Here is a 10,409-nt window from a genome sequence, read left to right on the forward strand (position 1 = left end):
CTCACCGCGTCTCGTGTCAGCTCTGCAGCTCGACCCCCCAGTTCGTCCTCTGGACGTCGGCGTCGAGCCCGCGCAGCTCGCGCGCCACGGCGTCGGCCTGCTCGCGCAGCTCCCGCACCGGCAGCGCGGGCAGGCGGCGCAGCTCGCTCCGGAGCTGGCGGTAGCCGCGCTCGCCGGCGGCCGCGTCGGCCGCGCGGGTCAGGAGGCTGTGCCGGGCGCGCAGGGCCTCGCGCCGGGCGAGCGCCGCGGTCAGCACCTCTCCGGTGGGAGTGGTGGCCGTCGCGTTGGTGAGGTTGATCGCCGTGACCAGCCGCTCGAGCTCGCCCAGTGCGCGCGTGCAATCGGCGAGCAGCTCGGCCGGGTCCTCGGTCGGCTCCTCCCCCTCCTGGTAGGAGGCGTTCGCGACGATCCGCGACTGGAGGGCCTCGATCCGCTTCTGCAGGTCGGCCCGCTCGAGGAGTGCTTCGGCGAGAGTCATGCGACCAGGCAAGCACACATCGACGCGACCCGCGCCCCTAGGCTGCGACCGTGCCGCTGCAGAACCATCCCGGAGACGTCGAGTTCCCCGTCCGACCCCGGCTGCGCTACGCGCGGGCGGCCGATGCGCACCGGCGCGGTCAGGGCGCCGGACGCCGCGCGCTCCTGGTGACCGCCTTCGCGGCTCCGGTGGGCCTGGTCGGCTTCGCGTGGGGGCTCGCGCTCGGCGGCGGCGAGAGCGTCGTCGCGTTCACGGCGTTCGCGTTCGCTCTGGCCTTCGGGCTGCTCGCCGCCACGGTCGGCTTCCAGCAGTGGGATGCGCGCGCGCCGCGCCGCGAGCAGCTCGCCTACCTCGGCGCGGCCGGCTCGCCGACCCCGTCCCTCCGCCAGCAGCAGCTGCTCGCGCTCGACGCGGTCAGCGACTTCTCGTTCGCCGGCTGGAACTCCTCCCTCGCGTTCCAGCCCTCGTGGGCCGAACTCCCGGAGGAGCTGCGGCGCCGCTACGCCGACGGAGCGAAGGGGGCGCCCTGGCAGCAGCTGCCGCTGCATCCGCTCGTCGAGCACCGGGTCGCGCTCGACCGCGACTTCCGCATCGCCTCGGCCGACGACGTCGAGCTGCTGGTCGCCGACGTGCTCACCCGCGGGCCGCTCTCGATCCGCTTCGCCGAGGTCTCGGCCTCCGCCGACGCCGAGCGGATGCGCTCCCGGGTCGCCGCGCTCACCGGCGGCAGCGAGTTCCACCTCCTCGAGCTCGCCCAGGCGGTCGACGGGCGTCCGCCGCTGCTCCTGCTCGCGGGCGACGCCGAGCGCACGATCGGCGCGATCCGCTACGCCTACGTCGCCGGCTACCTCCCGGCGGCGCGGGCCTGGGAGCTGCTGGCTGCGGTCGGCGACCGCGTCTTCGAGCGCTACTCCGGCTGGGACGCCTACTGGGCCGACGCGGCCCTCGCCATCGCCTTCCGCACCGACTCGCTCGGCGCCGTGCAGCACCACCACCGTCTGCGCGCGGAGCTCGCGGCCTCGGGGTGGCCGGCGGCGGCGGTGCCGTACCCGGGCTGAGCGCGGGGCGGCTGCGGAGACGGTGCCTCCGAGCCGGAGCGTCCGGACCGGAGGCGCGCAAACGAGGTGACCTCCGTCGCCGACCGTGCCCACCGACCCTGCGAGAGCTGCGGCCCCGGCGTCAGCCCAGCTTCGAGGCGGGCACCGTCTCGAGGTGGAGCAGGTCGCGGCGCAGGCGCTGCGAGCGGACGTAGCTGCTCAGCACGTGCTCGGGCGAGGGCGGGGAGTCGCTCCCGCCGAGGAGGGCGCGCGCGGTCGTGAGGCGTGCGCGGCGGATCTCGTCGAACACAGTGGTGCCGTTCCGCGCGAAGGTGCGCTGCAGCGTCCGCTTCGGGACGCCGAGGCGCTCGCAGATCTCCTGGACCGAGAGGCGGGGGTCGGTGGACATCGCGGCGATCAGGGCGAGGGCGCGCGTGTAGACGTCCTCGCTGCTCTCGCGCGGCAGCGAGGTCGCCAGCACAGCGCCCGCCAGCTGCTCGACGGCGGCCCGCACCAGGGGGAAGGCGGGGGAGTCGGCGTCGAGGGTGGAGCCGAAGGTCGCGTTGACGGTCGAGAGCAGGATGCCGCGGCTGGCCGCGTCGGCCTCGGTGACGACGGCTCCGCGGTCGGCCGAGTCGACCAGGCCCAGCAGCGGGCGGTCGAGGGCGATCTCGGTGCGGGCGCTCGGGGTGTCGGTCACGATCGTGAACGGGGAGTCGCAGTGGAGGAAGGCGATGTCGCCCGGCGCGACGCGGACCTCGAGCGCCGCCGGATCGTCCGGCTGGATCACGAGCGCGCCCTCGAGCGGGATGATCAGGCGGACGCCCGGGCCGGCGGCGGAGGTGCGGTGCAGGCGGGCCGGCGAGTGCCAGATCCGGAGCGCGTCGACGCCGTCGCTGCAGAGGGTGTCGGCCACGATGCGGAACGCGCCGTTCGCGCGGACGTCGACGCCGCTCTGGGCCAGCCACGCGGCCGCCGCGGTGTCCCGGCGGGACACCCCGCGATCGACGATCGGTCGGCTGCCTTCTGCGATTCCCCTCACGGCGGAGTCCTTTCCTCTGGCGCGTCCTCCGTACGACGCGATCCCTCTACCCTGGCCGATCCGGGCCGGTGGTGAGAAGTCTTCATGCGATCGCATCGTCGCTCATCTCCACCGCAAGGTGTCGGATCCCGCCATCGGGGGACGGAACCGGACCTCCGGTGTGCGCCTCGGATCGACGTGGATCTCGAGCGCGGCGACGTCGGTGAAGGGCCGGTCGTCGCTCGTGCGGCCCCGCAGCACGATGGAGTGGCGGAGCGTCCGGGGCGCCCTCAGCGGCGCGATCGTGTAGTGCGCGACGGCCACGAATCCCGCTCCCGGGGTGACCCGCTCGGGCCGGCCGACCACGGTGACCGGGGCCTCGTCGTAGTCGAGCTCGACGCCCGAGCCGTCGGTGAAGGAGCCGCAGAACAGGGCGAGGTCGTGCAGGGCGGAGGTGCCGGAGTTGTGGAACTGCATCCAGAAGGTGATCACGGCGACGGAGCCGCGGGCGGGCGCGAGCCGCACCGCGCTGCCGTCGAGGACGAGGTGCGGGGGCGCATCGAGCGTCGGAGCTCCGAGCATCAGCCGCGCCGCCTGACGCCCGCCGCCGGTGCGGCCACCGGTTCCGCTGCGCGTCCCGCCAGCTGCAGGAGGCCGCACGCGGCGACCACTCCGACGAGGGCGGCCGCCCAGCTCAGGTCCTGCTGGTCGAACTCCCGGAGGTGCTCCGGGACGCCCGTGAATCCGAGGATCCCCTGGGCCGCGGCGACGGTGGCGAAGGCGAGCAGCGCGGCCGTGGCGGCGACCGCGGCCGGGGCGGGCGGGTCGCCCTCCGAGTCCTGGGCGAAGCGGCGGACGGCGTGCGCGAGGGCGAGTGCGCAGAGGGCTGCGGCGACGAGGGCGGCCGCGGTGTAGGCCGGGCCGGCGGCCAGCAGGAGGAGGGCGCCGACGACGACCCGCAGGCAGGCCGGGAGGACGCCGGGAGCGCTGCATCCGCGCGCGCCCGGGCCTCCGCCGAGGGCCGCGGCGCGGGCGCGGGACTCCTCGAGGCGCCTCCGGACGCCATGAGGACCAGCGGCGCGGAGCAGGGCGGTCGCGCCCGAGGCGAGCAGCGCGACGCCGACGAGCAGGGGGAAGACGAGGGCGGCGGCGGGCAGGGCGGGGGCGGCGTCGGCAGGGGTCATCGGGTCTCCTTCGGGGCGGGGACGGGGCGCGGCACCTCGATGATCCGTCCTCGCGGAGCGCCTCGGGACGCCGGGCGCGAACGCTCACGAGGCAGGCGCGCCAGAACGTCAGAACGCGCCAGTGGACCGTGCCGCCGAGCTGTGCCAACGGCACCGCGGAACGTGCCACGCGCCTCCGAGTGCCCGCTGCGCCCCGTTTGGTGACGGCCTACGCTCACCGGATGGACGAGGTGCGGGACGCGTACGGCGCGCGGGCGGAGGAGTACGCGGCGCTGCTCGGATCGGTCGACGCGGGGCCCGCGGCCGACCGCGAGCTGATCGGGTCGTGGGCCGACGGGCTGGAGGGCACGGTCGCCGACGTGGGCTGCGGGCCCGGGCACTGGACGGAGTTCCTCCAGCGCCGCGGAGCCGCCGCGATCGGCGTCGATCCGGTGCCTGAGTTCGTCGCTCTGGCGCGGGCGCGGTTCCCGGACGTCCCGTTCCGGCTCGGCTCGGCGCTCGAGCTCGACGTCGACGGCCTCGGGGGCGTTCTCGCGTGGTACTCGCTCATCCACCTGCCGCCGGCGGAGCTGCCCGGCGCGGTCGCGGCGCTCGCCGCGCACCTCCGACCGGGCGGAAGCCTGCTGATCGGCTTCTTCGAAGGGCCGCGCTCGGAGGCGTTCGCGCACGCCGTCGCACCGGCGTGGTTCCATCCGCTCGCCGAGATGCGCGCGCTCGCCGAGCAGGCCGGCCTCGAGGTGACCCACTCCCTCCGCCGCAGCGCCCCCGGCGTCCGCGACCACGGCGAGCTGATCGCTGTACTCCCGCGCTGACGCCGAGCTGATCGCCGGCCTCTGATCCGGACGCCGCTGACACCGCGCTGGTTCCGCGCTGACGGCACTCGCTCCCGCTGGTCACCGGCGGCCGACGTCCCGGCCCACCGCATCCCGCCGAGACACCACTGCCTCGCCGAGACGCCGCCGTCTCGGCGGTGCTTCGGCGGTGTCCCGGCGGACGAGGGCCGCCGCGCCTAGAGGCGGTCGGCGCGCCACTCCGTGGGGATCTCCTCGCCGCGGCGGAACGCCTCCTCCTCGCGCTCGCGCAGCTCGACGCGGCGGATCTTGCCCGAGATCGTCTTGGGCAGGGGGTGGAACTCGAGGCGCCGCACCCGCTCGAAGGAGGAGAGCAGCTCCCGGGTGTGGGCGAAGATCGCGCTCGCCGTCTCGGCGGTCGGCTCCCAGCCCTCGGCGAGAGTGACGTACGCCTTCACCACGCTGTGGCGCACCTCGTCCGGAGCCGGCACCACCGCGGACTCGGCGACGGCGGGGTGCTGCAGCAGCACGCTCTCGACCTCGAACGGCGAGATCTTGAAGTCGGAGGACTTGAAGATGTCGTCGGTGCGGCCGACGAAGGTGATCGTGCCGTCGACCGCGCGGACCGCCACGTCGCCGGTGTGGAAGTAGCCGTCCGCGCGGGCGCGCTCGGTGCGGTCCTCGTCGCCGAGGTAGCCGGACATCAGGTTGACGGGCTCGACGGAGAGGTCGAGGCAGATCTCACCGGTGGAGGCGGGCTCGCCGGTCAGTGGATCGACGAGGGCGATGGCGACGCCGGGCAGCGCGCGGCCCATCGCTCCGGGGACCACGGGGGCGCCGGGCGGGTTCGCGATGATCGCGGTGGTCTCGGTCTGGCCGTAGCCGTCGCGGATGGTGAGTCCCCACTCCCGCTCGACGGTCGCGATGACCTCGGGGTTGAGCGGCTCGCCCGCCGAGAGGATCTCTGTCAGCGCGCGCGGCTTCGCTCCCAGCGCCGACTGGATCAGCATCCGCCACACGGTCGGCGGCGCGCAGAACGTGGTGACCTCGGCCCGGTCGAGCTGCTGGTGCAGAGCGGTGGGGGAGAAGCGGCTGTAGTTGTAGACGAACACCGTCGCCTCGGCGTTCCACGGCGCGAAGAAGCAGCTCCACGCGTGCTTGCCCCAGCCCGGCGAGCTGATCGCCATGTGCACGTCGCCCGGCTGGACGCCGAGCCAGTACATCGTGCTGAGGTGCCCCACGGGGTACGACTCGTGCGTGTGCACGACCATCTTGGGCTTCGAGGTGGTGCCGGAGGTGAAGTAGATCAGGCACGGATCGGAGCTCTGGACGACCACGGTCGGGCTGATGCCGAAGGGCTCGAGCGAGTCGGCGTAGTCGAGCCAGCCCTCGACGGCGCCGCCGACCGCGATGCGGCCGAAGCCGCCCTCCATCTCGTCGAACTTGGCTGTCTCGGAGGCGTCCGCGATGACGTGCGCGACCTCGCCGCGCTCGAGGCGGTCGGCCAGATCGGCGGGTGAGAGCAGGGTCGTCGTGGGGAGGATGACCGCGCCGAGCTTCATGATCGCGAGCATCGACTCCCACAGCTCGAGGCGGTTGCCGAGCATGAGCATCACGTGATCGCCCTGCTCGACGCCGACCGAGTGGAGCCAGGCGGCGACCTCGTCGGAGCGCCAGCGCATCCGGTCGAAGGAGTACTTCTCCTCGGAGCCGTCCTCCTCCACGATCCAGAGGGCGGGGCGCTCGTTGCCGATGGCGATCGCGTCGAACCAGTCCACCGCCCAGTTGAAGCGGGGCCCGACGTCCGGCCACTGGAAGGCCTCGTTCGCGGCGACCGCATCGGTGCGGTGCTGCAGGAGGGTGTCGCGGGCGGCGCGGAAGCTCCCGGTGGGGTTCATGCATGTCTCCGTAGCGGTCGAGGTCCGGCCGCTGGCGGGACCGACCCCCATTCTGCTCCCGCCGCGGTGCCGGGTGCTGCGCGACGGAGGCCCGGTGGGGACGCGCGTCGGAGGAGGCGCCTGTGGAGGAGCGGCCGAGTCCGTCCCACGAACGACACGGCGTCGGCGGGAGGGCGGAGGGCTCGCCGTCGCAGCAGGCGCTCCCTCCGCTCCCTCCGCTCCCTCCGCTCCCTCCGCGGGACCTCAGTACTTGATGGACTGACCGCCGTCGATCGGGAGGACGGTCGCGTTCACGTAGGAGGCGTCGTCCGAGAGGAGGAAGGCGACGACCGAGGCGATCTCGTCGGCCTCGCCGTAGCGCTTGGTCGGGTTGACCTGGATGAACTCCTCGGCCGCCTTGCGCGGGTTCTGCGGGTCGAGCTGCTTCATCGAGTTCTCGACCATCGGGGTCCAGATGGCCCCGGGCGCGATCGCGTTGATGCGGATGCCGAACTCGCCGTACTCGATCGCGGAGTTGCGGGTGAGGCCGACGACGCCGTGCTTGGCGGCCGCGTAGCCGGACTGGTTGCCGATCGCGGTGATGCCGCCGACGCTCGCGGTGTTGACGACCATGCCCGAGCCCTGCTCGCGCATCACCTTCAGCACCTTCTCGAGGCCGAGGAACACGCCGCGGAGGTTGATCGCGACGACCTTGTCGAACTCGTCGGCCGTGAAGTCCTCGGTGAGGTTCTGGCGGCCCTCGATGCCGGCGTTGTTGAAGAAGCCGTCGATGCGGCCGAACGCCTCGAGGGTGCGCGCGACGTAGGCGTCCACGTCCGCCTCCTTCGACACGTCGGCGAGGACGGTGATCGACTCGGTGCCCTCGGGCAGGACGTCGAGCGTGGCGGCGAGGCCCTGCTCGGAGATGTCGACGAGGGCGAGCTTCGCGCCCTCCTGGGCGAGGCGGACGGCGGCGGCGCGGCCCAGGCCGGATCCACCTCCGGTGATGAGGACGACGCGGTCGGTGAAGCGGGTGCTGGTGGTGGTCATGACGACTCCTGCTCGAAGAGGGATGGGCTCGGAGGTCGTGTGGTCGGCGAGTCCGTATCCATGCGTCTGCATGCAATTGGCTCCACGATACGCCACAGGTGTCGGTTGAGTCTGAGTGCGCGGTCAGGGAGGGAGCGATCCGGGCCGTGGGCGCCCGCAGTCGAGCCCGTGGACCCTCGCGAGCGGCGCCGCAGGATCCGATGCGAGCACTCGGCTTCTGGGCAGAGCCGCCGCCCCCCGACCCCGATCCGCCTGGCCGCCGCTTCCGAGCGACCGAGCCGCCCCGGCCGAGAAGGCGAGTCGCCTGGCCGCGGCCGATCCGCCGCACGCCCGCCTACAGGTGCGGCTGCCCCGTCGAGGCGCTCGTCCCGCCGTCCACGGCGAGGATCGCGCCGGTGATGTACGCCGCGTCCGCGCTGGCGAGGAACAGCACCGGCGGGGCGATGTCGTCCGGCTGCCCGGGGCGTCCGAGGGCGATGCGGTCGATGAAGGGCGCGAGCTCCTCGGGGGTCGAGGCCATCGACTCGGTCAGCGGCGTCTGCGTGAAGGCGGGAGCGACGGCGTTGACCCGCACCCCGTGCGCGCCGAAGTCGAGGGCCAGCGACTGCACGAACGTCGTGATCGCGCCCTTGGTCGCGTTGTAGGCGGCCTGACCCCAGTCGCCGCGGATGCCCGACACGGAGGAGACGACGACGATGTTGCCGCGGCTCGCCTTGAGGTGGGGGAGCGCCGCCTTCACCGCGTAGAAGAGGGCGTCGACGTTCGTCGCGAAGAGCGAGCGCCAGGCCTCGTCCTCCACCTCCTCGATCGGGCCGCCGAGGTGACCGGCCGCGTTGTTCACGAGGACGTCGATCCCGCCGAACCTCGCGACGGTGCCCTCGACGAGCGCGTCGACCTCGGCTCGGACCGAGACGTCGGTGGGGACGACCAGGACGCGCTCGGCCGGGAAGCCGGCGACGGTCTCCTCGAGCGTGGCGGGGGTGCGCCCGGCGACCGCGACGCTCGCGCCCTGCTCGAGGAAGGCGCGTGCGATGGAGCGGCCGATGCCGGAGCCGGCTCCGGTGATCAGGACGGTGCGTCCGGCGAAGGGGTAGGTGTTCGAGGCGATCAAGGCGGTGCCTTCCGGGTGCAGAGGGTCGGCTCGGCGGGGTGCGCCGAGTACGGCGGGCGTCGGATCCGCCCGGTGCCGATCATCCGCGGCACCCGAGCGGATCGACGGGCCGCCGCGCCGGTACGGAGGAGCTCCCCATCGATCCGCAGCACGGCTCCCGACCCTGGCAACCGCCGCAGAGTGCGGTCCGCGGCCGCGCGGGCTCGGGTAGACCGGAGGGACGCCAGTGGACAGGGGGAACCACCATGGACACCACGAGAACGACCGCTCCGCGCCGGGCGACGGGGCTCCGGGCCGGACGGCGCGCGACCGTGCTGGGCGCCTCGGCACTGCTCGCGGCGCTCGCTCTGAGCGGCTGCACGAGCGGCGCCGACCAGGCGGAGGAGGCGACACCCGCCGTTCCCGGCACCGCTGCTCCGACGACCGCCGCTCCGACCGCGACGCCCACCGAGGCTCCGCTCGGGCCCGTGACGCTGCCCGAGGGCGCGACCGCCGCCGTGCGGTGGACCGACCAGGTCGGCCCCGTCGATCCGCAGACCGTGTACCTCAGCGGCGATCCGCTGCACATCACCGTCTCGGTCGCCTGCGACACCGCGGACGCCGAGGTGACGATCGAGGTCGTCGGCCTGATGACGAGCGGATCGTCGTGCGTCTACAGCCCGAGCACGACCCGCACCGGCACGGGAGGCGGCAACACGGGCACCATGCAGATCGCCGTCGAGCAGGACGCCGAGATCAGGGTGACGACGGTGCCGGACGACGCGCACTGGTCGGCCGCCGTTTCGACCGGGGCGCGGACGGTCCCCGGGCCCTGACGCCGGCCTGCGCGCTCACGAGAACAGAGAAGTCGCGGTGGTCGAGAGCGGCCACCGCGGCGTCCGGGTTCTCGAGTCGCCCGGGGCGTCAGCCGATCGGGACGCCGAGCTCGGCCATGAACGGCACGGCGTCGACCGCCTCGCCGTCGACCCGCGTCTCGAAGTGCAGGTGGCAGCCGGTGGAGGCGCCGGTCGAGCCGCGCAGCGCGATGACCTGGCCGACGGTGACGGTCTCGCCGACCGACACCATCAGCTCGCTGTTGTGGGCGTAGCCGGTCTCGATGCCGCCGCCGTTGTCGAGCAGGATCCAGTTGCCGTAGCTGCCCTGGTACGACGCCTCCTCGACGGTGCCGCTGGAGGCCGCGAGGACGGGCGTGCCGCAGGCGCCGGCGAGATCGGTGCCCTTGTGGAACAGGTTCACGCCGGCGACCGGCGCGTCGGGGCGGGGGCCGTAGCTGCTGCTGATGTGACCGGAGATCGGGACGACCCACGCTCCGGACGCTCCGGCGGCGGCCGCGGTCGACTCGCCGGAGGTGGCGGTGATCGCGTCGAGGGACGCGGTGGGGACGAGGACCTCGGGCTTGGCCTCGGCGGCGAAGGCGTCGCGGGTGACGCTCTGCTGCACGACTCCGGCCGCCACGAAGCTCTGCGGGCGGGCCGCGGCGACGGCGGTGGCCGTGTCGCGGGTCAGCTCGGAGTCGGCGGTGCCGCCCACGGCGAACGCGGGCATCGTCGAGGTGATCGCGATGCCGGCCACGAGGGTCATCGCGGCGACGGCGGAGACGCGGGGGCGCGACGGGCCGCGCGAGGGGCGGCGGCTGCGCGACTCCTGCTCACGGAGCGAGCGACGGGTCGGGAGGGCGGACGGACTGCCGGTCTCGGCTCCTGCGGGGGTGGGAGTCGAGGCGCGTGACGAACGGTGCATGCAGAGGAGGTTCCAGGTCTGCCGACGCTCGAGGGGGGAGGCGAGCGCGCAGCTGAGCTTGACCCAGAAGGGGACCGACTCGGTGTCGCTCCAGCCGCCGGCCGCGATCAGCGCGAGCGT

Annotated in this window: 11 protein-coding genes; 3 read left to right on the plus strand and 8 right to left on the minus strand. The window is 73.9% G+C overall.

Features of this window, described 5'->3' with window-relative positions:
* Positions 1–16 precede the first annotated feature (16 nt).
* Positions 17–478, minus strand: a complete 462-nt coding sequence (locus C5D04_RS16840; RefSeq protein WP_104224023.1) for a DIP1984 family protein — start codon at positions 476–478, stop codon at positions 17–19.
* 50 nt (positions 479–528) lie between these two features.
* On the opposite strand from C5D04_RS16840, the gene C5D04_RS16845 reads away from it, so the two are divergent.
* On the plus strand, positions 529–1,536 hold the full coding sequence (locus C5D04_RS16845; protein WP_104348071.1) for a DUF1266 domain-containing protein: 1,008 nt from the start codon (positions 529–531) through the stop codon (positions 1,534–1,536).
* 121 nt (positions 1,537–1,657) lie between these two features.
* Here C5D04_RS16845 and C5D04_RS16850 read toward each other — a convergent pair whose 3' ends face one another.
* The 3 genes from C5D04_RS16850 to C5D04_RS16860 all read right to left on the minus strand — a co-directional run bounded on the left by C5D04_RS16850 (position 1,658) and on the right by C5D04_RS16860 (position 3,720).
* Positions 1,658–2,512: a helix-turn-helix domain-containing protein gene (locus C5D04_RS16850; protein WP_181137754.1), complete on the minus strand. Its 855-nt coding sequence runs from the start codon at positions 2,510–2,512 to the stop codon at positions 1,658–1,660.
* Between the two features lie 147 nt (positions 2,513–2,659).
* Complete coding sequence (locus C5D04_RS16855) at positions 2,660–3,118, minus strand: hypothetical protein (RefSeq protein ID WP_104348073.1); 459 nt, start codon at positions 3,116–3,118, stop codon at positions 2,660–2,662.
* Positions 3,118–3,720 carry a hypothetical protein gene (locus C5D04_RS16860; protein ID WP_104348074.1) on the minus strand — a complete coding sequence of 201 codons (603 nt, stop codon included), beginning with the start codon at positions 3,718–3,720 and terminating at the stop codon, positions 3,118–3,120. Before C5D04_RS16860 ends, C5D04_RS16855 begins: the two co-directional genes overlap by 1 nt.
* Positions 3,721–3,941: 221 nt before the next feature.
* Here C5D04_RS16860 and C5D04_RS16865 point away from each other — a divergent pair, with 221 nt between their 5' ends.
* A complete protein-coding gene (locus C5D04_RS16865; RefSeq protein ID WP_104348077.1) occupies positions 3,942–4,532 on the plus strand; it encodes a trans-aconitate 2-methyltransferase in 591 nt (196 codons plus the stop codon).
* Between the two features lie 197 nt (positions 4,533–4,729).
* On the opposite strand, the gene C5D04_RS16870 is transcribed toward C5D04_RS16865, so the two are convergent.
* The 3 genes from C5D04_RS16870 to C5D04_RS16880 form a co-directional block, all read right to left on the minus strand.
* The gene (locus tag C5D04_RS16870) at positions 4,730–6,409 is read right to left on the minus strand and encodes an AMP-binding protein (protein WP_104348075.1); all 1,680 of its coding nucleotides are present in this window, start codon (positions 6,407–6,409) and stop codon (positions 4,730–4,732) included.
* Positions 6,410–6,652: 243 nt separating this feature from the next.
* The gene (locus tag C5D04_RS16875) at positions 6,653–7,438 is read right to left on the minus strand and encodes a glucose 1-dehydrogenase (protein ID WP_258068960.1); all 786 of its coding nucleotides are present in this window, start codon (positions 7,436–7,438) and stop codon (positions 6,653–6,655) included.
* A gap of 334 nt (positions 7,439–7,772) precedes the next feature.
* Positions 7,773–8,549: an SDR family NAD(P)-dependent oxidoreductase gene (locus tag C5D04_RS16880; RefSeq protein ID WP_258065392.1), complete on the minus strand. Its 777-nt coding sequence runs from the start codon at positions 8,547–8,549 to the stop codon at positions 7,773–7,775.
* Between the two features lie 245 nt (positions 8,550–8,794).
* On the opposite strand from C5D04_RS16880, the gene C5D04_RS16885 reads away from it, so the two are divergent.
* Complete coding sequence (locus C5D04_RS16885; RefSeq protein ID WP_104250457.1) at positions 8,795–9,364, plus strand: hypothetical protein; 570 nt, start codon at positions 8,795–8,797, stop codon at positions 9,362–9,364.
* An 88-nt stretch (positions 9,365–9,452) separates the two neighbouring features.
* Here C5D04_RS16885 and C5D04_RS16890 read toward each other — a convergent pair.
* On the minus strand, positions 9,453–10,409 hold a 957-nt coding region (locus tag C5D04_RS16890; protein ID WP_146087895.1), incomplete at its 5' end, for a M23 family metallopeptidase.

Origin of the sequence: Rathayibacter sp. AY1D2 (assembly GCF_002932695.1) — a bacterium.
Classification (GTDB): Bacteria; Actinomycetota; Actinomycetes; order Actinomycetales; family Microbacteriaceae; genus Rathayibacter.

Excerpts from the sequence above, each read along its gene's own strand:
- C5D04_RS16885 (WP_104250457.1), top strand. The coding sequence starts at position 8,795 with ATGGACACCACGAGAACGACCGCTCCGCGCCGGGCGACGGGGCTCCGG.
- C5D04_RS16865 (WP_104348077.1), top strand. The coding sequence starts at position 3,942 with ATGGACGAGGTGCGGGACGCGTACGGCGCGCGGGCGGAGGAGTACGCG.
- C5D04_RS16855 (WP_104348073.1), bottom strand. The coding sequence starts at position 3,118 with ATGCTCGGAGCTCCGACGCTCGATGCGCCCCCGCACCTCGTCCTCGAC.
- C5D04_RS16840 (WP_104224023.1), bottom strand. The coding sequence starts at position 478 with ATGACTCTCGCCGAAGCACTCCTCGAGCGGGCCGACCTGCAGAAGCGG.
- C5D04_RS16860 (WP_104348074.1), bottom strand. The coding sequence starts at position 3,720 with ATGACCCCTGCCGACGCCGCCCCCGCCCTGCCCGCCGCCGCCCTCGTC.
- C5D04_RS16875 (WP_258068960.1), bottom strand. The coding sequence starts at position 7,438 with ATGACCACCACCAGCACCCGCTTCACCGACCGCGTCGTCCTCATCACC.
- C5D04_RS16870 (WP_104348075.1), bottom strand. The coding sequence starts at position 6,409 with ATGAACCCCACCGGGAGCTTCCGCGCCGCCCGCGACACCCTCCTGCAG.